General features: G+C 68.0%; 17 protein-coding genes. 10 read left to right on the forward strand and 7 right to left on the reverse strand.

Annotation, left to right across the window (positions count from 1 at the left end; translation table 11 throughout):
* The first annotated feature begins 6 nt into the window (after positions 1 to 6).
* Entirely contained in the window at positions 7 to 351 is a 345-nt protein-coding gene (locus ABZ803_RS14235) for a DUF6223 family protein (protein WP_357037041.1), read from the forward strand.
* A gap of 231 nt (positions 352 to 582) precedes the next feature.
* On the opposite strand, the gene ABZ803_RS14240 is transcribed toward ABZ803_RS14235, so the two are convergent.
* Both ABZ803_RS14240 and ABZ803_RS14245 read right to left on the reverse strand, forming a co-directional pair.
* Positions 583 to 2658: a serine protease gene (locus ABZ803_RS14240; RefSeq protein WP_357037044.1), complete on the reverse strand. Its 2076-nt coding sequence runs from the start codon at positions 2656 to 2658 to the stop codon at positions 583 to 585.
* Between the two features lie 158 nt (positions 2659 to 2816).
* A complete protein-coding gene (locus ABZ803_RS14245; RefSeq protein ID WP_357037047.1) occupies positions 2817 to 3581 on the reverse strand; it encodes a BTAD domain-containing putative transcriptional regulator in 765 nt (254 codons plus the stop codon).
* Between the two features lie 438 nt (positions 3582 to 4019).
* Here ABZ803_RS14245 and ABZ803_RS14250 point away from each other — a divergent pair, with 438 nt between their 5' ends.
* Positions 4020 to 4685 (forward strand): TetR family transcriptional regulator, encoded by a 666-nt coding sequence (locus ABZ803_RS14250; protein WP_357037050.1) that lies wholly within the window; start codon positions 4020 to 4022, stop codon positions 4683 to 4685.
* Positions 4686 to 4836: 151 nt separating this feature from the next.
* Here ABZ803_RS14250 and ABZ803_RS14255 read toward each other — a convergent pair whose 3' ends face one another.
* On the reverse strand, positions 4837 to 5694 hold the full coding sequence (locus ABZ803_RS14255; RefSeq protein WP_357037053.1) for a LysR family transcriptional regulator: 858 nt from the start codon (positions 5692 to 5694) through the stop codon (positions 4837 to 4839).
* 97 nt (positions 5695 to 5791) lie between these two features.
* On the opposite strand from ABZ803_RS14255, the gene ABZ803_RS14260 reads away from it, so the two are divergent.
* From ABZ803_RS14260 to ABZ803_RS14270, 3 genes are all read left to right on the forward strand, one after another.
* Entirely contained in the window at positions 5792 to 6520 is a 729-nt protein-coding gene (locus ABZ803_RS14260; protein ID WP_357037056.1) for an SDR family NAD(P)-dependent oxidoreductase, read from the forward strand.
* 513 nt (positions 6521 to 7033) lie between these two features.
* Positions 7034 to 7312 (forward strand): MerR family transcriptional regulator, encoded by a 279-nt coding sequence (locus tag ABZ803_RS14265; protein WP_357037195.1) that lies wholly within the window; start codon positions 7034 to 7036, stop codon positions 7310 to 7312.
* A 236-nt stretch (positions 7313 to 7548) separates the two neighbouring features.
* Positions 7549 to 7920, forward strand: a complete 372-nt coding sequence (locus ABZ803_RS14270; RefSeq protein WP_357037059.1) for a TetR/AcrR family transcriptional regulator C-terminal domain-containing protein — start codon at positions 7549 to 7551, stop codon at positions 7918 to 7920.
* A gap of 163 nt (positions 7921 to 8083) precedes the next feature.
* On the opposite strand, the gene ABZ803_RS14275 is transcribed toward ABZ803_RS14270, so the two are convergent.
* Positions 8084 to 8635 (reverse strand): dihydrofolate reductase family protein, encoded by a 552-nt coding sequence (locus tag ABZ803_RS14275; RefSeq protein ID WP_357037062.1) that lies wholly within the window; start codon positions 8633 to 8635, stop codon positions 8084 to 8086.
* A gap of 76 nt (positions 8636 to 8711) precedes the next feature.
* A complete protein-coding gene (locus tag ABZ803_RS14280) occupies positions 8712 to 10169 on the reverse strand; it encodes an amidase (protein WP_357037065.1) in 1458 nt (485 codons plus the stop codon).
* A 557-nt stretch (positions 10170 to 10726) separates the two neighbouring features.
* Between ABZ803_RS14280 and ABZ803_RS14285 the strand changes: the two genes are divergently transcribed.
* The 3 genes from ABZ803_RS14285 (at position 10727) to ABZ803_RS14295 (ending at position 18680) form a co-directional block, all read left to right on the forward strand.
* Positions 10727 to 15265, forward strand: coding sequence for a HAMP domain-containing protein (locus tag ABZ803_RS14285; RefSeq protein WP_357037068.1), 4539 nt, complete (start codon positions 10727 to 10729; stop codon positions 15263 to 15265).
* Positions 15265 to 17643 carry a SpoIIE family protein phosphatase gene (locus ABZ803_RS14290; RefSeq protein WP_357037071.1) on the forward strand — a complete coding sequence of 793 codons (2379 nt, stop codon included), beginning with the start codon at positions 15265 to 15267 and terminating at the stop codon, positions 17641 to 17643. The genes ABZ803_RS14285 and ABZ803_RS14290 overlap by 1 nt, the downstream gene beginning before the upstream one ends.
* Positions 17644 to 17837: 194 nt before the next feature.
* Entirely contained in the window at positions 17838 to 18680 is an 843-nt protein-coding gene (locus ABZ803_RS14295) for a dienelactone hydrolase family protein (protein WP_357037074.1), read from the forward strand.
* Between the two features lie 74 nt (positions 18681 to 18754).
* On the opposite strand, the gene ABZ803_RS14300 is transcribed toward ABZ803_RS14295, so the two are convergent.
* Positions 18755 to 19870 carry a hypothetical protein gene (locus ABZ803_RS14300; protein ID WP_357037077.1) on the reverse strand — a complete coding sequence of 372 codons (1116 nt, stop codon included), beginning with the start codon at positions 19868 to 19870 and terminating at the stop codon, positions 18755 to 18757.
* Between the two features lie 163 nt (positions 19871 to 20033).
* Entirely contained in the window at positions 20034 to 20633 is a 600-nt protein-coding gene (locus ABZ803_RS14305; protein WP_357037079.1) for a TetR family transcriptional regulator, read from the reverse strand.
* Positions 20634 to 20703: 70 nt separating this feature from the next.
* Between ABZ803_RS14305 and ABZ803_RS14310 the strand changes: the two genes are divergently transcribed.
* Positions 20704 to 21528 carry an SDR family NAD(P)-dependent oxidoreductase gene (locus ABZ803_RS14310; protein ID WP_357037081.1) on the forward strand — a complete coding sequence of 275 codons (825 nt, stop codon included), beginning with the start codon at positions 20704 to 20706 and terminating at the stop codon, positions 21526 to 21528.
* The gene (locus ABZ803_RS14315; protein ID WP_357037084.1) at positions 21525 to 22352 is read left to right on the forward strand and encodes a TIGR03619 family F420-dependent LLM class oxidoreductase; all 828 of its coding nucleotides are present in this window, start codon (positions 21525 to 21527) and stop codon (positions 22350 to 22352) included. Before ABZ803_RS14310 ends, ABZ803_RS14315 begins: the two co-directional genes overlap by 4 nt.
* Positions 22353 to 22362: the final 10 nt, after the last annotated feature.

Consider the following 22362-nt stretch of genomic DNA (forward strand, 5'->3'; position numbering starts at 1 on the left):
CATGTCATGTCCGTATCTCATGTACTCGCCGCCTCGGAAATCCTTGCCCGGTCGGGCGCCTCAGGGTTGACCGCCGGGCGTTTCTGGTCCCTGGTGGGTGTCGCGGTGGGACTTGTCGGGGTCGTCACCGGCATCCGCGTCCTCATCCGCCACACCGGACGTCGCGCCGCGACGACCGCGCTGGCTGCGGGGTTGACCGGCCTGGTGATCGGCGGGCTGGTCGTGGCCGCGGCCGAAGGCGGTCCCGGCACCGGATACGGGATCGTCGGCGGCTTCCTGGCCCTGGTGGTCGGGCTGGTCGCCGCAGCCCTCGGCGCGGTCGCCCTAACCAGGAATCCGCAGTCCCGTTGACCGCCCGCGCGGGGTCGTGGCCATCCCGACAGATCGGCGGCGAGCCCGTTTCGATCCGGCACATCGGACGGAGGGGTCACCACAGCCTGGTGTTGCAGCACCGAACCGGATCACGTGCAGCGACCGCTCCGGCGCGGGGTGGGTAGTCGCGCACATGGCCGGTGCGGTCCCGGCTGGTTCGGCAGCAGGCGCGCAATCAGGCCCTCGCGGGCGGCGCGGCCGGACTCTGCGTCATGGTCCCGTCGTCGGGGCAACGCCGTTGTGGATGGCTTGCGCGACAGCGGGATGGGCGAGGTATTCGGCGATGCTGTGTGCCCGCTCCTTGGGATTGTCGACGGGGATCTCCCGCAGCTGCCCTTTCCAGATATGGCGCAGCGGGCAGCCGATGGTGATCGGGTCCACCGCGGACCAGGCATTCAGCCAGTCGCCGACACGCTCCGGCCGGTGCGGTCCGCGGACCAGGAGTTTGCCGTGGACCGCGTCCAGCCCGAGGGGACTGCCGAGAGTGAGCAGCACGGCGACGTCGAGCTGGGGCTGGAGCCGGGTGAGCACATCCATCGCGACCACGGTGCCGAGACTGTGGCTGACCAGGGTGAGCCGTCCCGAAGCGGGGACGGTCTCGAGGACACAGTCGAGTACCGCTTGCCGGATCTGCTCGTCGGCGAGGTACATGGCGACGTCCCGGAAGACCTGGGCGATGATGAGTTCGTCCAGGTCGGTGCGGGCAGCCAGCCAGCTGAGTTGTCGCTGCAGCCTGCTCACGAGCGCGCTGCCGATCGAACCGAGTCCTTCTACCTCGATGCGGTCGGCCGGTAGATCGTCCTCGTCGGGCATGCCGGCATCCGCGGCAGCGTTCTGCAGGATCTGTTCGTACAGTTGGCGAGCCGGCGGCGGGGTCGGCGCCATGGCGAGGGCATGGTCGATTGCCATGGTTTCAGGTGCGAGAGCCGTTCCCTCCATGGGCTGCAGCAGGGCTGCCAAGCGGTCGCCGTAGAAGGGGAAGTACGCATCCGCGGGATCGAGCGGAGTGAGCCCGGCGAGGGTGAGGCCCTTGTTGAGTCCGGCGGTCCACTCGCGGCGCACGAGCTCGGGATCCCGGCCGTGCTGGCTGCGGCCGTGCAGGAACAGCAGATGACGTGTACCGCCGAAGGCCCCTGCTCGGGCGGGGAGGCCATGGCGGAGTTCTGTGCTCTCACGCGGCACCGCGGATACCAGCTCGGTGCGGTCCTCGGCAGGTGCGACGCGGTGGCCGACCGCCGGTGGTCGGGTGACCGGCCCGGCGTCGGGACCGAGTTCGGTGAGGAGTTGCTGGTCGTGCGCCGAACGCTGCAGTCCGGCCAGGTGCGTGAGGATCGCGCTGATGCGCACTCCCTCGTTGGCGGTCCAGGCGATCGAGTCGTCGCCGTCGCCCTCGTGCCAGGCTGCGCCGTCGCGGCGCAGAATCCGGCCTTGATCGTCGGTGCGCGGCACCCCCGAGTGGTGCAGCGCGACGACTTCCCACTGGTCGTTGAAGACCGGTGAGCCGGAGTTCCCCGGTTCGGTATCGGTCGAATAGTGCAAGAAGTCATCGAGCTGCAAGTCGAGCTGGTTTCGGCGGATCCCGATCTCCTTCAGCCTGCCCATCGGGTGGCCGATGATGTTCATCGCCTCACCGATGACGATCTTTCCCTGGTCCACGATCAGGCGGTTCCACCAGCCCACGGCATCCCCGGGCGGCGTGCCGTCGACGCCGGGACGGACCGGCACAAGAGTGAAGTCCAGGTGCTCATCGGTGACGAAGAAGTCGGGGTCGAGACGGAACCGCGCGGGAAGGTGGGGCTCGTTGTCGATCGTCGTCTCGGCGCCGAACTCGATCACGACCTGCCGTGCGGTGTCCTGATCGGGAAGTACGTGATTGTTGGTCAGGAGCAACCGGGGCGATACGAGGAACCCGGTGCCCATAGGTACCTCTCGGCCGTTACGACTCAGCGAGATCCGCGCGACCGTGGCCGCAGTGCGAGCGCCGCGGCAAAGGAAGTTGACCGGTTGGAGTTCATTACTGGCGCCGATGATTCGCTCGAGCGTCGTAATCCGGTCGGAGGGCTCGGTTCTGCCTGCTTCGATCATGGCCTCGACCGGTACCTCGCCGCTGGTCGCCAGCCGCTGCGCCCGAGCGCTGATCTGTTCCGGAGAGTCGACAACCGGGCTGTCCTTTATTTTGCGACGTTGCTCGATGTCTTCACGCTTGGTCTCGGTCTCGACGTAACGCTCTGCTGCGGCCTCGATTTGCTTCAACCACGCCGCCTGGATCTGTTCGCGAAAATTCATGATGCAACCGCCTGGAAGCAAAGGGTGATGTGGTCAGGTTCCCTACCGGCGGAGTGTTCCTCATGCGCGTCACGTCGCCGTCACTTCACCGTTGGGTCGGGCACGGCAGTGTCCGATGGCCTACGCCACCCATCGATACGGCGCCCGTGCACCTCGTGTCAGGGATTCGGGAGCGACTCGATCGTCGCGGTGCCGCACTCGTGGACGTGAAGGAGAAGTTCGTCGCATTCCGGCGACGGCTCCGTGCCGAACTCGGCCGCCAGCAGGCCTCGGTATCGCTGGTATTCCCGGAGGGCGTCGATCTTGTTGCCCTGCGCGAGATGAATACGCATCAGGATCCGGCGGGAGCTTTCCCGGAGCGGCTCTGCTGCCACCACCGCCGACGCGGCCATCAGGGCGGCGCCGACCTGTCGGCGCTTCAGCAACGACTCGGCCGCCGCTTCCAGCGCCGCGACCCAGACCAATCGGTACCGTTCCCGGTCGATGACCACCCACTCCTCGTCCCAGTCCGGCAGCAGTGCTGCGCGATTCAGGAGCATCGGGACGCGTGCGAGGTCCTCCGAGCAGGGCTGGTGAATCAGTTTCTGCGCCAATTCGCTCAGGTATGCCAGATCGACGGCCACGTTCGAATGGAGGCGAAGCCGATCACCGTTGATCTCCACGACTGCGTCCTGAATGCGGCGCAGGCGCCACAGCGCGGTTCGCAGACGCTGCGCCGCGCAGTGACCAGCGCATTCCGGCCATAGCGCACCGGCGAGGCGGCCACGAGAGACCGGTCGATTCAGCAGTGCCAGATAGGTCAGCACCCGTTCGGCAGCGTGCGGGACGGAAATCCGGCGGCCACCGCTGTGCAGGGCGAATTCCTCGATCAATGTGAGCTGGGAACACGTCCTATGCGGGGCATTGTGGTCGATGAGCACCATTTCATCACTCGATCGCGGCGTGGGTCTTCATTCGGCAGACGTACAGCGGCCGGATCTCGGCTACCTCACACTGGCTATCGTGCCCAGGCCATGAACGAACGGCACGAGTAGCCGACTACGTCAACCCGGGGCGAGCAACGTCGACGAGTCACCCCATCGGCGCGGGCACAGAACGTACAGCCGCGTAGCGGACTACTCATATGCGGTAGCGGGGTGAGGTGGGAACAGTCATTGGCCGGTGCGGAACAGGTGCGGCTCCGCTTGAGGGCGAAGACCGTCCGGTCGCTCGCTCGGGGCGGGAATGCGGCGAACCGCATGAGTGCCATGTCACAGGCTACGGCGCTGATTGACTATATGTCAATGAATTTGAATCAACTTGTGTTTCGCCTGGTAACCCAGCACTATCGGACTGGAGACCGTTGACGGAAGGGGGTACAGATGACCGCGGCAGCACCGAAAGGGCGCACGGCGCGGGCGACGCAAGCCGCCGAGACCCGGCAGCGGCTCATCGACGCCGCGGTCGAAGTGTTCTCCGCGCAGAGCTACGAGGAGGTGGCCGTCGCCGATATCGCGAAGACCGCTGGTGTCGCCCACGGACTGCTCTTCCACTACTTCGGCAACAAACGCGGCATCTACTTGGAGGCCATGCGCGACGCTGCGGACAAGATCGTCCGAGCACAGCGGTTGGATCCCGACCTCTCCGCCGCTCAGCAGATCCGCGCCGGATTGGCCGCCCATTTCCGATATCTCGCCGCGCACCGCGGCTTGGCGCTGCGCCTGGTCCTGAGCGGGCGCGACACCGACGCCGAGACCGGGGAGGCATTCGAAGCCGGGCGATGGCGCGCCATCGAGTGGTGGTGCACGCTGCTCGGCCTCGACCCGCAGGTCCCCGCCCTGCGCATGATGACACGGTCGAGCATCGGCGCCCTCGATGAGGCCACCGTCTACTGGTTGCAGAACGACGAACCGTTCGACGTAGAGCAAATGGTCGACTGCATGCTCGAGATGGCCGCGGCCGGGTTGCGCGCCGCAGCCACCCTCGACCCCGAGCTGGATATCACCGCCGCGGTCGGCACGATTCTGGAAGCCGGTCGGAAGCAGTGAGCGCGTACGCCAGGATGACGCCGAGCGCGCCGAATATCACCAATCCCGCGGTGGCGATGAGCGTCAGCGACACCAGCAGATGTCTGCGGTGCGCCGCCCGCCGGTAGATCTACCGATGACGCTCATGGGCGTGGAGATCGCGCGGAAGCGGCTAGAGGCGGGTAGCAGTCCGAACGAGATCGGCAACGGCCTTCGATCGGCTGTGCGGTGGCCACGCGATCACTGTCGTGACGGCCGGGGCGTCCAGTACCGGCACGGCGGCGTGGTCGCCGCGCAGATGGGCCCGCACGGACTCGGGCAGGATCGCCGAAGCCCGTCCGAGGGCGATCAACTGGAGCAGCTGGGTATGGTCGCGTGCCAGTGGGCCGGGGCCGTCGGGGTAGGTGCCGTCTCGCCGGGGCCAGCGCGGCATCGGCAGGCCCGGCAGCGCGGCGACCTCCGCCATCCGCACGTGGGACCGATCGGCGAGGGGATGCCCGGCCGGTAGGAGCGCGACCTGCCCCTCGGTGTACAGATCCTCGGTGTCGAACCCGGCCGTCGCGTCGAACGGCCGGTGCAAGAGCGCCACGTCGGCCCGTCCGTCTCGGAGCAGTCGCTCTTGCTCACCGATCCCGCACAGGAGCACATCGATGGTGACCGCGCCGGGTTCGGCGGCGTAGGCGTCGAGGAGTTTGGCCAGCAGTTCGACGGAAGCTCCTGCCTTCGTGGCCAAGACAACGCCGGCCCGGCCGGTCGCGGCGAGGGCGGCGCGCCGGGTGCGTCGCTCGGCGGCCTCGACCGCGTCCAGCGCCGCTCGGGCCTCCCCGAGCAGCACCGACCCGGCCTCGGTCAAGGTGACGGCGCGACTGGTTCGTCGCAGCAGTACCACCCCGAGCCGCCGTTCGAGCTGCCCGATCGCCCGGGACAGCGGGGGCTGCGCGATCCCGAGCCGCTGCGCCGCCCGTCCGAAGTGCAACTCCTCAGCGACGGCGACGAAGTATCGCAGCTCCCGCGTCTCCACGACGCCCATGGTATCCGTCGCCCACCAGCGTCGATACCCGAGCGGTATCGCTTGCCACCCACTCGGTGTTGGACGCCCCGTCGAGGCTCGGAACAGGATCGACCGTATGAGTAGTGAACAGACGATCGCGTTGGTGACCGGCGCGAACAAGGGCATCGGGTACGAGATCGCGGCCGGCTTGGGCGCCCTCGGTTGGAGTGTCGGCGTCGGTGCCCGGGACGAACAGCGCCGCGAAGCCGCCGTGGCGAAGCTGCGGGCGGGTGGCGCCGACGCGTTCGGCGTACCGCTCGACGTGACCGACGACGCGAGCGTGGCCGCCGCCGCCGACGTGATCGCGGACCGTATCGGACGCCTCGATGTGCTCGTCAACAACGCGGCCATAACCGGCGGCATGCCGCAGACGCCCTCCGCCGTCTCCCCATCGACGGTGCGGGACGCCGTGGAAACCAACGTGATCGGCGTCATCCGCGTCACCAACGCGGTGCTGCCGCTGCTGCGGCGCTCGGCATCGCCGCGGATCGTGAATATGTCCAGCACAGTCGGCTCCCTCACCCGGCAGACCACTCCCGGTGCCGATACCGGCCCGATCTCCGCGGCCTACTCGGCGTCGAAGACCTTCCTCAACGCCGTCACCGTCCAATACGTCAAGGAACTGCGCGACACCAACATCCTGATCAACGCAGCCTGCCCCGGCTTCACGGCAACCGACCTCAACGGATTTCGAGGCGTCCGCACACCCGCGCAGGGCGCGGCGATCGCGGTGCGTCTCGCGACCCTGCCCGACGACGGACCGACCGGCGGGTTCTTCGATGACGCAGGAGTAGTGCCGTGGTGACATGCCGGCCGGCCGGACGCTGAGAAAGAGCCTTGTCTGGGCAGGAAGAAATCTCCATCGCAGGATGTAGACATTCTGGGAGGCTTGGTATACAGTCACTGTCGTTGGAGATGAAAGTCTGGTTGGCCGGGCAGGTGACCTGCACCGGAAGCAAGATGGACCATCCCCTCCGGCGGAGAAGAGAACCTGGTGCAGTCGGCCGGACCGCCGGAGGGGATGACGAGATTCCGCAGACAACCGGCGACCCAGGAGGTGGTCACTGAACAACTCTTCCCAGATTCCGCGTCCCGGCCTGGTGCCGGGCGCAGTACCCGAGGTCGGCCCCCGCGCCGACCGACGGAATTGACGTGAAAATCCCCTCGATATCCTGGGCCCCGGCGCACGACGCGCCGGGGCCTGTCGTCGTATGAATCCAGAGGTGTTGTGCAGCAACCGAACACAAACCCCACCGACCCCATCGACGCTTCCGGTGCCGCCGAGAGGCTCGATGACGAGGACTACCCCGCCTACAGCATGGGCAGAGCCGCGGAAATCCTCGGCGTCACCCCTGCCTTCCTGCGCGGCCTCGACGCCGCCGAACTGCTGACACCCCAGCGTTCCGAAGGTGGGCACCGTCGCTACTCCCGCTACCAACTGCGTATCGCCGCCCGCGCTCGCGCGCTGGTCGATCAGGGCACCCCGCTGGAGGCGGCGTGCCGGATCATCGTCCTGGAGGACCAGCTCGCCGAAGCCCTAGAACTCAACGCCCAACTCTCCCGCCAAGACCCACCCGCACCGGACCCCGACAGCTGAACCTCACCAGCCGCCACACCGGGCGCCGAGTTCGGTCCACACCGTGCCGCCCCGCTGGCAGTCGACTTCACGAGCCGTGTGGCGTTTCAGCCGGGTTGAGAGAACGCCAGCACCTTCTGTGCGGCGTCCGGCGACGTCAGCAATTCCTGCATGTCCGCGGACATCCGGGCGGCCGCGCTGGTGCGTTCGAACATCTCGCGTTCGTATTCTTCGATGGCGGCGGGAAAGTCGTCCGGATGCGCGGCCAGCGCGCCGCGATCAGCGCGGTGAACCGTGCGTCCCAGCCGGAGAGCAGGTCGATCAGCCGGGCTCTGGCGGCGGCGGGGTCGCCGAACGGGATCATGCCGGTGGTCGACGCGGTCAACGCGTACGTGATCGGCGATGTGCGCCGGGAGATCACCGAGCGGCGCGCCGAGCGGGCCACCGGGATGGACAAGCGGCAGTGGCAGGCCGCCTTCGGACCCTATCTGGAGCGGACTTTCGCAACCGGCCGCTTCCCCGCCCTCGCCACCGTCATACGCGATGCCGCCCACCTGGACGCCGACCAAACCTTCCGCACCGGCCTCGAGTTCCTCCTCGACGGCATCCAAGCCCGCATCGCGAGCTGACGCGCGGCCGAGGAACCGAACGAGCGCCTCCCATCGAGCGTGAGCCGCGCTCGCCATGCGAGCGATACGTTGCAGCGGGCGCACTGACAACCGGACACGACCGATCCGCGCCGCCTGCGTGATCGGGTCGCGATTACGGCCCTTCGCGGTGCTCGAACGGACCTCAATCGGCGAGATAGCGCAGCATCACCACGGTGTCGAAGTGCCTCGTCTCGACCAATCGGAGCCGGATGCGCTTGTCCAGCGCGGGGAACATCGGTGTGCCGCCGCCGAGCGCCACCGGCGAGAGAAACAGCTGGTACTCGTCGATGAGCCCGTGTGGCATCAGCGAGGCCGCCAAGCCGGCGCCACCGACCTCCATCACGCCATCGCCGCCTGCCTTGAGCCTGCGGACCTCCTCGACCGCGTTCGCACTGACCAGCGTGCTGTTCCAGTGGACCTCGGCCAGCGTCCGGGAGAAGACGACCTTCGGCTTCTCCGTCCAGAGCCTGCCGAACTCACGCTCGATGCGCGACGCGTCCTCGGGCAGATGCGGCCAGTACTCGGCCATCAGCTCGTACAGGCGACGGCCGTGCAGCGAGATCTCGATCCGGCGGTAGCGGTCGTTGTGGAACTGGTGCAACTCCTCGTCCGGGTTGCTCCAGTCGATGCTGCCGTCGCGGTCGTTGATGTAGCCGTCCAGGGACACGCCGAACCCGTAGATCAATCTCCTCATGACCTGGTAGACCTCCTAGGCACTCGAAACTCATCGGCGGTCATCGCGACGAACTCGCAGGCCGTGTCCGCCTCTCCTATGCGAAACCCGGCGGTGGGCTGAATCCGCCGAACTCCTGCTCGATCAACTCCGCGAACCGCAACGTGGTGCGATCTTCGAGATAGGGGCCGATGATCTGCATGCCGTAGGGCAGCCCTTCGGGTGAGCGCCCGATCGGTGCCGCGGTCGACGGTAGCCCGATCAGCGTCGCGATACTCGCCCAAACGAGGTGGTAGTTGTAGGGGTATGCGGTGCCGTCGATCTCGATCGTGCGGGTGTTCATGTCCGAATGGTCGTGGGGGAAGGCCGGTGTCGGCGTGATCGGGCACAGCACCACGTCGAATTCGTCGAACAGGCGTCGCCACTTGTCGGCGAGGCCGATGCGAACCCGGTCCGCCCTGATCCAGTCGCTGTGACTGGCCACGAACGCTCGCCCGATGACCGCCTCCGGGGTGTCGGTGTTCGGCGGAATATCGGCGACGGCGGCCTGGAGCGCGCGATAGGTGTCGACCGGCGCGTCCGCGCCGAACTGCGACATCAGCAGCGTCAGGTAGGTGTGCGCCGTCAGGGTGAGGTCGGGCAGCAGCGCGCTGTGCCGGGTGACCGCGGCACCGGCCTTTTCGAGTCCTCGAGCGATGCGGTCGAAACCGTCGCGGATGACGGTCGACGTCGGCAACAGCGGATGAGTGTCGACGACCAGCACCCGGAAGTTGTCGAACTCAGCGCTGCGCGGCGGTGGCAGCGCCAGTCGGTATGCGATCGCCTCCACCTCGTCGGGGCCGGCGAGCAGCAGGGTCGCCAGCGTCAGGTCGGCGGCACTGCGCGTCATCGGCCCGACCACGGGGAGGTCTTGCGGAGCGGGTAACGCGGGCGTGCGAGGTGGCGTGTTTCCGCGACCCGGCAGCAGTGTCCGTGACGGCTTGTGGGCGAAGATCCCGCAGAAATGCGCTGGTACTCGCAGCGATCCGCCGATGTCGGAGCCGAGCGCGAGCGAGACATACCCTGCCGCGAGCGCGGCGGAGGAGCCGCCGGATGACCCGCCGGGCGAGCGCGCCAGGTCCCACGGGTTGTTGGTGGTGCCGTAGATGTCGTTGTAGGACTGCCAGTCGTGCAGAGCCCGCGGCACATTCGTCTTGCCGATGACCACCCCGCCTGCGGCCTTGACCCGCGTCACCAGCGCCGCGTCCTCGTCGGGCTGCCAATCCTTCGCGTCGGGGAATCCCCACGTGGTCGGCAGGCCCGCAACGTTGAAGGATTCCTTCACCGCCACCGGAACGCCGAGTAGTGGGGTCTGCTCACCGCGCGCCAGCGCCGCGTCGGCCTGCTTCGCGGCGGCGCGGGCGCGGTCGAAATCCCGCACCACAACGGCGTTGACCTTGTCGTCGAATTTTTCGATCCGCCCGATGGTCAGCTCGAGCAGTTCGGTGGCCGAGATGGTCTTGGCCCGCAGTGCGGCCACCTGATCACGCAGAGTCGCAAACTCCGGTCCGGGCATGAATGTCTCCTTTGCATCCGGGGTTTTCACGCACGCCCGGTAATTCGTGGCCCAGGTATCAGCCGGGACTCGCTGCACCGAGTGGGAGTCTATCCGTGCTCTGCGGAGGACCGAAACCCATTCCAGCAGAGGTTGATTCAGACCGACGGCAAGCCACACCGGCAGCGCTTCGCACCGGGCCGCAATGTTGAAATGCCACCGATCGACAGTCCACTCGTGCCCGCATGCCGCCTCGGGCATCACAGCAACCGTCGCCGGAACGATCCGAAATATGTCGATGCGGCGGAGCGGGCGCGCCTCTCACCGAATCGGACAGGACGTCCGGCACGCGCAGCGCAATCTCCAGGGTCGAACCGCCGAGCAGCTCGGTCGAAGTCCGCCGAATGCGTACGGATGATGTCGCGGACTCGTGTTCGAGGAACGTAGTGTTACCGCCGGGAACCGCCGGCCCAACCGTGGGTCGGTGACTCGTCGTCCACGGGTATCGGCGAGCTGGGTTCCCACTCGGACCGGCTGGATTTCCAGTTTCGAACCGGTGGACCAGAGCGAGGATGGCAATGACGGACACAGCGGCGGCAGCCGTCCACACTGCGCCGAGGCCGGACGCTGCGGCCCCCGACCAGGGCGAGCTGCACCAACTGCTCGCCGGATTGACCGCGGTGCGCGACGGCGATTTCCGGACCCGGCTGCCGACGGACGCCGACGGGCTGCTCGGTGAGATCGCGACGGTGTTCAACGGCATGGTGGACCAGCTGTCACTGTTCACCTCCGAGGTCACCCGCGTGGCGCGCGAGGTCGGCACGGACGGGCGGCTGGGTGGTCAAGCCGAGGTGCCCGGCGTGTCCGGGACCTGGAAGGACCTGACCGATTCGGTGAACGCCATGGCAGGCAACCTGACCAGCCAGGTGCGTGACATCGCTCAGGTCGCGACAGCCGTGGCCCGCGGAGACCTGTCGCAGAAGATCGACGTGGACGCGCGCGGGGAGATCCTCGAGCTGAAGAACACGGTCAACACGATGGTCGACCAGCTGTCCGCCTTCGCCGACGAGGTGACGCGCGTGGCCCGCGAGGTGGGTTCGGAGGGCCGGCTGGGCGGACAGGCCGAGGTGCCCGGCGTCGGCGGCGTGTGGCGCGACCTCACCGCCTCGGTGAACTTCATGGCGGGCAACCTGACAGACCAGGTCCGCAACATCGCCCAGGTGACGACCGCGGTCGCGCGCGGCGATCTGAGCCAGAAGATCACCGTCAGCGCGCGCGGCGAGATCCTGGAGTTGAAGAACACCATCAACACGATGGTCGACCAGCTGTCCTCGTTCGCCGACGAAGTCACCCGCGTGTCCCGCGAGGTGGGCACCGAGGGCATCCTCGGTGGTCAAGCGGACGTCAAGGGCGTCTCGGGCACGTGGCGGGACCTCACCGACTCGGTCAATTTCATGGCGGGCAACCTGACCGCACAGGTGCGGTCGATCGCCCAGGTCGCCACCGCCGTCGCGCGCGGCGACCTGACCCAGAACATCACGGTGGACGCGCGCGGCGAGATCCTCGAGTTGAAGAACACCATCAACACGATGGTCGACCAACTCTCCGCCTTCGCCGACGAGGTCACCCGCGTCGCCCGCGAAGTGGGCACCGAGGGCCGGTTGGGCGGCCAGGCCGACGTCAAGGGCGTCTCCGGCACCTGGAAGGACCTCACCGAGTCGGTCAACGTGATGGCCGACAACCTGACGGCACAGGTGCGGTCCATCGCCGAGGTGACCACGGCCGTCGCCCGCGGCGATCTGACCCAGAAGATCCGGGTCGATGCGCGCGGGGAGATCCTGGAACTCAAGGAAACCATCAACACGATGGTCGACCAGCTCTCCGCGTTCGCCGACGAGGTCACCCGCGTCGCCCGGGAGGTCGGCACCGAGGGCAATCTCGGCGGCCAGGCCACCGTGCGTGGCGTGTCGGGTACCTGGAAGGACCTCACCGACAACGTCAATGTGATGGCCTCGAACCTGACCAGCCAGGTGCGCTCGATCGCTCAGGTCGCCACGGCGGTGGCCCGTGGTGACCTGAGCCAGAAGATCACCGTGGAGGCGAAGGGCGAGGTCGCGGCGCTGGCCGGCGTGATCAACACGATGGTCGATACGTTGTCCGCGTTCGCCGACGAGGTCACCCGCGTCGCGCGCGAGGTCGGCACCGAGGGCATGCTCGGCGGCCAGGCCCGTGTGCCGAACGTGGCGGGAACGTGGAAAGACCTCACCGACAACGTCAACTCCATGGCGAACAACCTGACCAACCAGGTGCGCAACATCGCCCAGGTCACCACCGCGGTCGCGCAGGGAGACCTGACCCGCAAAATCGACGTGGACGCGCGCGGCGAGATCCTCGCGCTGAAGACCACGATCAACACGATGGTCGATCAGCTTTCCGCGTTCGCGGCCGAGGTCACCCGCGTAGCCCGTGAGGTGGGGTCGGAGGGCCGGCTGGGCGGGCAGGCCGAGGTGGAGGGCGTCTCGGGGACCTGGAAGCGGCTGACCGAGAACGTCAACGAGCTGGCCGGCAACCTGACCCGTCAGGTCCGCGCGATCGCCGCGGTCACCAGCGCCGTCGCCGAAGGCGACCTGACCCGCTCGATCACCGTCGAGGCGTCCGGCGAGGTCGCGGAACTGAAAGACAACATCAACTCGATGGTGGAGTCGCTGCGCGAGACCACCAAGGCCAACCAGGATCAGGACTGGTTGAAAACCAACCTCGCTCGCATCTCCGGACTCATGCAGGGCCAGCGCGACCTGCACGTGGTGGCCGAGCTGATCATGGCGGAGCTGGCACCGTTGGTCTCCGCGCAGTTCGGTGCGTTCTATCTGGCCGACGACACGGCCGAGCGGCCGGAGCTGAGGCTGATCGGCTCCTATGGCAGCCCGGAGAAGCCGGGCAGCCGGTCTCGGTTCACCTTCGGTCAGTCGCTGGTCGGGCAGGCGGCGCGCAGCCGCCGCACGATCGCCGTGGACAACGTGCCCGGCGACTACCTCACCATCTCCTCCGGGCTGGGAAGGACCGCGCCGGTCAACCTCCTCGTGCTGCCGATCGTGGTCGAGGACCAGGTGCTCGGCGTGATCGAGCTGGGCTCGCTGCACCGCTTCACCCGCATCCACCAGGACTTCCTCGACCAGTTGATGGAGACGGTCGGCGTCAATGTCAACACCATCATCGCCAACGCCCGTACCGACGAGCTGCTGGTCGAATCGCAACGCCTGGCCACCGAACTGCAAGCTCGCTCGGAGGAGTTGCAGGTGCAGCAGGAGGAGTTGCAGCGATCCAACGCCGAGTTGGAGGAGAAGGCGGCGCTGCTGGCGACCCAGAATCGCGACATCGAGGCCAAGAACCTCGAGATCGAACAGGCGCGCCAAGAGCTGGAGACCCGCGCACAGGAGCTCGCGCTCGCCTCGAAGTACAAGTCGGAGTTCCTGGCCAACATGAGCCACGAGTTGCGCACGCCGCTGAACAGCTTGCTCATCCTCGCGCAGCTGCTGGCCCAGAACCCGACCCGCAATCTGACGCCCAAGCAGGTCGAATACGCGGGCATCATCCACTCGGCCGGCTCGGATCTGCTCCAGCTCATCAACGACATCCTCGACCTGTCCAAGGTCGAGGCGGGCAAGATGGACGTCACACCCGAAGCCGTACCGTTGCGCAAGCTGCTGGACTACGTGGAGGCCACCTTCCGGCCGATGACCACCCAGAAGAGCCTCGGCTTCCACGTCACCACCGCACCCGGCCTGCCCGCGGATCTGCTCACCGACGACTCGCGGTTGCGGCAGGTGTTGAGCAACCTGCTGTCCAACGCGGTGAAGTTCACCGAGAGCGGGTCCGTGGAGCTGAGGATCGAGCCGGCGGGGACGGGGGAACTGCCCGTCGCCGCGCGGCGGCACGGTCCGGCCGTCGCCTTCCGGGTGATCGACACCGGCATCGGCATCACCGAAAATCAGCTGGAAACGATCTTCGGCGCGTTCCAGCAGGCCGACGGCACCACCAGCCGCAAGTACGGTGGCACCGGACTCGGCCTGTCGATCAGCCGTGAGATCGCCTACCTGCTCGGCGGCGCGATCACCGCAGAGAGCACCCCCGGTAAAGGCAGCACGTTCACTCTGTATCTGCCGGTCGCCCGGCCGGACTTCCAGGAGGCGTCACACCCGGAGCGGGAGGATACGCAGCAGGCCGGCAGCCATCCCGAACACACCCCCGCACCCGGAGCGCCGCAGCAGCACCGCAGACTGCTGGTCGTGGAGGAACGTCCGCAGGGACTGTTGTCCCTGGTCGCGCAGAGCGCGGTGGCCGACCTCGCCGACAGCAACGATCCACGCGGCCCGGTCCAGGTCGTCACCGCTATCGGTGTGCAAGAAGCGGCCTCGGCGATGGCCGCCGAGGTGTTCCACTGCGTGGTGCTCGAGCTGGACATGCCCGATAGCGCCGCGCTGCGGCTGCTGGAGACGATGGACGGGGACCCGGCGATGAGCAACGTCCCGGTGCTCGCTCACAACAACCGCCGACTCGACTCCGAGCAGGAGCGCCTACTGCAGGAGCGCACCGTGCGCCGGCCGTTGGAGTTGCTGTCCAGTCTGGACGAACTGCGGGAGCGGATCGCGCTGCACGTCACCGCCGAGGCGCCCGGCGACGTGCTGCCCCTCGTCCGTGGCGAGGAGTCGCCGATCGCCGCGCCGCAGCGGCCGGACGGCAAACTCGCCGGTCGCACGGTGCTGATCGTCGACGACGATGCCCGTAATCTGTTCGCGCTCAGCAGCATTCTCGAGCTGCACGGCGTCACCGTGCTGCATGCCGAGAACGGACGCGAGGGTATCGACATGCTCCTCGCGCATTCGGAGACGGATCTGGTCCTGATGGACGTGATGATGCCCGAGATGGACGGCTACGCCGCGACGGCGAAGATCCGCCAGATGCCGCAGTATCGAGACCTGCCGATCATCGCCGTGACGGCCAAGGCCATGCTGGGCGACCGGGAGAAGAGCCTCGCCTCCGGCGCCAACGACTACGTCACCAAGCCGGTCGACGCCGACGCGTTGCTCGCATGCATCCACCAATGGCTGGGCGCCTGATGACCGACTCGGACGCCACCGACGCCGCAACCGCGATGACACCGAACGCGGACTCGGCCGCGGAGCCCACCGTCACCCGCCTCGCGGCCACCGTGGAGCGATTGCGTGCGGAGATTCAGCGCGCTCAGGCCACCGCCGACGGTCGAGCGCTGATCGAGATGGCGAAGGGCGTGCTGGTCGAGCGGCTACGGTGTGGGCCCGCCGCGGCGGCGCGGCAGCTCGACGCCCTGGCCGAGCAAGCGGGTGTCACCTCGCTGGAGGTGGCCGTCGATCTGGTCAACCAGGCCGCGCAAGACAAAGTCAGCGCGGTGGTGGACGAGTTCCTGCTGCGTACCGCCACCGCGGAGAAGTCATCGGCGGCGGTGCGATTGCGTACCGCGGAGAGCGGGTTGCTCGCGGCGGGCGACACCCAACGCGTCGCGCAATCGGTGCTCGAACACGCCGTGGCGCCGCTGGGTGCCACGGCAGTGGCGATCTGGTCGGCGGGCCTCGACGCATCGCTGTCCCTGGCCGGTTTCGCCGGCATCGACCTACCAGAGGCCGAGCGGTGGCGATACGTGCCACCCGGGGTGGTGACCCCGGCGCGGCTGGCGCTGGTCGAACGCCGGGCGCAGTGGATCGAGGATCTTCGTGTCTCGGGGATTCCGTCGATCGGTGACCGCGACGGCGGCCGCGCAGCGATCCCCGCCGGCACCGGCGGCAAATTGATCGGCGTGCTGGAGGTGTGCTTCCCGCAGCCCCTCGAACCGCAGCCACCTGGAGTGCACCGGCAACTCGAGGCGCTGGCAGAGCTGTGCGCGCACACTCTGGAGTCGGACCTGTCCGCCGCGGGCTCGCCGGACCTGCCCGACGTCGCCGATCTCGTCCTGCTGGCCGACAGCCTGTTCGACCCGGCCCTGGTGCTGTTACCTCACCTCGGTGACGACGGCGCGCTCGCCGACTTCCGTATCCACCACGTCAACCGGTGCTTCATCGACCCGGCCGGCCGCCCACGCGGCCTGATCGACGGCACATTGCTGCTCGAGGTGTACCCGATGGCCGCGGGCGGGGGCCAGTTGTTCGAGCGGATCGAGCACGTCTTCGCGACCGGTGAGACCTACCGCGCCGAGCGGGTGATGTTGACCGAATTGGTCGGCCAGGTACCGCTGACCGTCCCGGCCGCGCTCAGCATCAGCCGTCACAGGGATGCCGTGCTCGTGGTGTGGCGCGTGGAGGACGAGACGGCGCGGCTGGCGGCGCTGCTGCAACACGCCCAGCGCCTGGGACGCGTCGGCGGGTTCGAGGAGAACGCGGCCACCGGCGAAATCACGTGGAGCAGCCAGCTGTACGACCTCTACGGCCTGGAGCCCGCCGCCGACCCGATCCCGGTCGCGCAGCTGCCGGGTCACGTCCACGACGACGACTCGGAAGCGGTGCGGGGATTCCTGCGAACCCTGCTGCGCTACCGTCGCTCGGCCTCCACGGCGTTCCGTCTGATCCGGCCGAACGGCGACGCCCGTCATATTCGGATCATCGCCGAACCGGTGGTCGACACGGCGGGACACCTGCTCGCCATCCGTGGCGCCTACCAGGACATCTCCGCCCAGCACTGGACCGAGGTCGCGCTGTCGGCCACCCAGGACCGCCTCGCGCACACCGAGCAGCAGGCCGCCGAACAGAGCAGGCTGGCGCTGCAACTCCAGCAGGCGATCATGCCCGCCGCGCAGCCGTCCATCGAGGCGTTCGGTCTGCGCATCGCGGTGCGCTACCAACCCGCCGACCAGGACTATGTGGTGGGCGGCGACTGGTACGACGCGGTGACGCTACCGTCCAAGCAGATCCTGGTGTCGGTCGGCGACATCACCGGTCACGGCATCAAGGCGGCCACCGGCATGGTCGTACTGCGCAACGCTCTGCGCGGCCTCGCGGCCACCGGCGCCAAGCCGGGGCAGATGCTGACCTGGCTGAACCTGGTGGCACATCACCTGACCGACGACATCTACGCCACCGCCATCTGCGGCCTCTACGACCCCCAGACCCGGATACTGCGATGGGCTCGTGCGGGCCACCTGCCGCCGGTGCTGGTGCGCGCCGGCCGGGCGTCCGCCCTGCCTCCCCCTGACGGGATCCTGCTCGGCGCTGTGGCGGAGACGACGTACGAGGAAGCCGAACTCCAGCTGGAACCGGACGACATCTTCCTGCTCTACACCGATGGACTGATCGAGCGCCGCGACCGGCTCTTGGACGACTGTGTGGAGCGGTTGCTCGCCATGTCGGCCCAGTTCACCGGAAGCCTGGAGGACCGCCTGGACCATCTGCTCGATCACAGCGACGCCAACACCGACGACGACACCTGCGTGGTGGGCATTCAAGTGGGACCGGGCGACGGCATCGGGTGAGCGGCCGGTCGACTGACGCTTCGTAACCAATCGAATGCCACGACAGTGGATATCGGCACACTCCCCCGCTGTCGATGACGAACTGCTCACGCTGATGTCCCGGCCGCCGACGGAGCGTCGCGGGAACATTCGTCCTATAACCGGCGACGTCGCCCGGCCGATAGTGATGGTCCACTTTCGAGGAGGACCCCACCATGGCCGATGACACTCTCGTCGACTTCCAGCGCGATGCCTTCACCTACGAAGGCAAGACTCGCACCCTGTTCCGCAAGGGCTCCGGACCCGCCGTGATCGTCATGGCGGAATTTCCCGGCATCTCGCCGCACGTCTTCGACTTCGCGCGGCGGGTCGCGGCCATCGGGTGCACGGCGGTCGTTCCGCATCTGTACGGCAATCCGGGCCGAGATCCGAGTCCGGCCGCGCACGGACTCGTCTCGGCGCTGGCGAACGTTGCCGGACAGTTCGGCCCGATCTGCGTGAGCCGAGAGTTCGTCGTGCTCGCGACCGGACGTACCTCGCCGGTCGTGCAGTGGCTGCGAGCGCTGGCCGAGCACGAGCACCACCGCTGCGGCGGACCGGGCGTCGGCTCGGTCGGAATGTGCTTCACCGGCGGATTCGCCCTGGCGATGGCCGTCGACGACCGATTGCTCGCACCTGTACTCTCCCAGCCCGGATTGCCCCTCGGATTCACCTCCCGGCAGAAGTACTCCATCGACCTGTCCCCCGCCGACCTGGCCCGCGTCAAAGAGCGCTGTGCGGGCGGATTGCCGGTCATGGGGCTGCGATTCCGCGGCGATCGCCGTTCGCCCGCCGAACGATTCGATTTCCTGCGCGACCAACTCGGCGACGCGTTCACAGCGATCGAACTCGATGACGCCGACGCCAATCCCGATGCCGTGCTCAGCCCGCATTCGGTCCTGACCGAACATCTCATCGATGAACCCGGCCAGCCCACCCAGGCAGCGCTGCACCAGGTTCTGGACTTCCTCGGAGGCCGGCTCCTGGCCGATCACCGACCGATCGGCCGGAACCCGTAGCGACGGCAGACTGCGCATGGCGCGGGCCGACACCGATCGAGGTGCGCCGAGAACATGGCAGCCGCCCGGGCGCGTCAGATCACCGACACCTCTGCGGCATCAGCGGTCGCCACGGTTGCCGCGGCGGCCAGCTCGGCCTCCTCGACGGTGCATCGGCCGAGGCCGCATGCCGTCGCCACACCGTACGCGGTCCGGCCTGCGGCTGCTTCGAACATGGCCAGGCTACGGATACTGTCTTGCGCTCCCTCCGGCGATACCACCCCTGCGATGACGCGCCAGTCCTCGTCCAGCCGGCGCAGCGGCCGGTAGAACGCCGGATCCACCGGGGCGGGGTGAGCACCGTAGGCGCAGGGGATGTGCGCGGGCGGCAACGGCACCGCGCGAGCGCGCAGCTCGCGTGCGACGGCGTTCAAGAGTTCGACGGCAGGCGCGAGATCACGCGGGGCGAGAAGCTCTTTGTGCTGGTAGTCGCCATAGCAAAGGTGCACGATGGTCTGTGCGCCGATCTCGTGCGTCCGCGCGAGGAAGCCGGCCAACTGTCGTGCGACCAGACGGCCAATCGGCGCCCGCATACCGAACCGCGCCGCCTTCACCAGCGCGAGCTGGGCGATCGGCGACTCCACCTGCCAGGTGATCAGATCACCGTGATCCGCTGTGAGCCGGGCCATTTCGGCCAGCGCGGCCTCCACGAAAACCGGCAGGTTGCGCAGCGCGGGAGTCACCGTCCGAAGGTGACGCAGCGCGCGCCCGAGCGGGAGGCCGTCGGCCACCGCAGCGCCACCGAACACGAACAGCGCCAGGTCGAGCGGATTCGGTTGACTGATCTGCAATCCGGTGTCGGCCAGTTCGGGGCGCCGATCACGCAGTGCGCGGAAGGCGTTGGCGGCCTTGGCGATCCGGTCGACCCGGTCCATCGCCACGTGCCGGGGTTCGAGGACGGCGCCCCGGCGAAGGCCGTAGACGCGCATGTCGGCGTAGTCGGCGAAGTCACCGCTGCGCACCACTTCGAAGACGTCGTCGTGTTTCTCCCGCGCGCGCAGATACTCCACGACCCACGTGGGATCCAGATCCCGTGGAACGCCGGTGAGCCGGTGGCCTCGGCTGCGCTCGACGAACCATTCCAGCACCTCGCGGTCGTCGGTCGTCAACGGTGCGGGCAAGCTGCCCACGAAGTGCACGAGTCGCGTCATCGCCTGTCCAACACGTAGTCCTCACAAACGGGCCGGCCGTCCGCTCCCGCTCACTACCCCGATCGGTCGGTCAACGAGCAGCATAGGTGGATCGATAGCCAGAAGTTCGCCACTGGTGGGAATGCCGCGACAGCGAACCTCCCGCGAGCAACGAGCGTGTCGTTCACTCCGGTCCGCGGTCGGCCCACGGTGCGAGCAGGAGGGCACAGGCTCGGCGTACATCGGATACCGCTTCGTCCGCGTCGAGTTGACCGGCCACGGCCCAGGTGAGGATGCCGTAGGCGCACTGCTCCACCAGCCGCGCCAGCCGGTGGTCCTCGGCATCGGGTGCGGTGACGCCCGCGACAGCGACGATCCGGTCGCGCATCGTCGTATCCACCGCGACCGCACCGGCCGAGCGCACGGCGTTGACCGAGACGAGCATGGCCCGGGCCAGCAAGGGGCGCCGCAGCAGTCCGGTAGTGGTCTGCTCCATGAAGTCGCAGACCGCCGCGACCGGATCCGGTGGTCGCCCGGCCGGGATGGGCAGGTCCTGCACGGCGGCTTCCAGCACACCGGAGAAAAGGTGGTGCTTGGACGGGTAGTAGCGATACAGCGTGCCCAGCGCGACGCCCGCCGAGGCAGCGACATCGGACATCTGGACACGCTCCAGCCCGTGTTCGCTGCCCAGCAGCGCGGCCGAACGCAGGATCGCGCGGCGCCGCGCGATCTGACTCGTTGTGGACGCTCGCCCTGGCTCGCGCGACTCCGCTATCCGCGGCACAGCACACCTCCGATCAGAAACTAGAATTCACTCTAGTATTTGTCCCGCTTCCGTTGTAGAACTGGGAACCATGGCGAGTTTGCGATCGCAGGTGGAACCGGGCCGCTACGGCCCCTGGGCGGTGATCACCGGCGGCTCCGAAGGGGTGGGGCGGTCGTTCGCCCTGCGGTTGGCCGCGGCGGGTATACATCTGCTGCTGGTGGCTCGCCGACCCGATCCGCTAGAGGCCACCGCCGAGCAGTGCCGCACGTTCGGCGTGGAAGTTCGCACCCTTGCGACTGATCTCGCGCAGCCCGCCGCAGCGCAGGCGGTGACACACGCGGTGAGCGACGTCGAGGTCGGATTACTGGTACACAACGCGGGTGCCAATACCCACAGCGCCCCTTTTCTCGACGGCGACTCGGCCGCTTTCCAGCGCGTGATCGATCTCAATGTCACCACACCGCTGGCGTTGACCGCTCACTTCGGCCGTGCGATGCGCACCCGGCGGCGCGGTGGAATCCTGCTCGTCGGATCACTGGCCGGTTACCTGGGCTCACGGCAACACACGGTGTACGGGGGTGTGAAAGCGTTCGGTCGGATCTTCGCCGAAAGCTTGTGGCTCGAGTTGCGCGACCACGACGTCGACGTGCTCGAACTCGTGCTCGGCGTGACCCGGACCCCGGCGATGGAGCGAGTCGGTCTCGACTTCGACATTCCCGGCATGCCGGTGTCGGATCCGGACGATGTCGCCGACGAAGGGCTGGCGATGCTCGGACACGGACCGGTGCACATCGTCACCGGACACGAGCGCCTCGCCGCGCAACGCAACGACCCCGATCGCGCGGCTGCCGTGCTGCGCGCCGACCGGACGATGCGGCGCCTGATCGGCCTTCCCGCACCGGAACGCGCATGAGAATCGGACTGTCCACCCCCATCGTGGTGCAGGTTCCCGGCATCGCCGCGCCGTGGGAAGCCACCGGCGGGGCAGCGGAACTCGCTCGGATCGCCGAAGCCGCCGATACTCTCGGATTCGATCACCTGACCTGCTCCGAGCATATCGGCGTGCCCGCCGACGCCGCCGCCGCGCGCGGATCGACGTACTGGGATCCGTTGGCGACCTTGTCGTTCTTGGCGGCGAGAACCACCAGGATACGGTTGGCGACTTCGGTTCTCGTCCTCGGTTACCACCACCCGCTGGCCCTGGCGAAACGCTACGGCACCCTGGACCGGCTCAGCGGGGGCCGAGTGGTCCTCGGTGTCGGAGTCGGGTCGCTGTCCGAGGAATTCGCACTGCTCGGGGCCGAGTGGGACGCGCGAGGTGCGGTCGCCGACCGAAGGCTGGCCGCGCTACGCGCTGCCTGGGGTCGAAAGGAAGTCGACGGTTTCGTCATCGAACCGCACGCCACTTCCCCCGAGCCGGTGATCTGGGTCGGCGGCCGGACGCGCCGATCGCTGCGCCGGGCGGTCGAATCCGGTAGCGGCTGGGTGCCTTTCGGCTTGTCCGCCACCGCGCTCGCCGACCACCTGCGATCGGTGACATTGCCCGACGGGTTCGAAGTAGTGCTCAACCCCGGTCGCGCACTGGACCCGCTCACCGACCCCGAGGACGCACGCCGCCGCCTCATCCGGCTGCGCGACGCCGGGGCCACCGTCGTCACCTGCGCGGTTCGCGCTTCCGACGCCGGGAACTACTGCGACCAACTCGCCGCGCTGCACTCCGTGGCCGCCGCCCTCTGAGACCCGACGA

The organism is Nocardia sp. NPDC047648, from assembly GCF_040642815.1.
Lineage (GTDB): Bacteria > Actinomycetota > Actinomycetes > Mycobacteriales > Mycobacteriaceae > Nocardia > Nocardia gamkensis.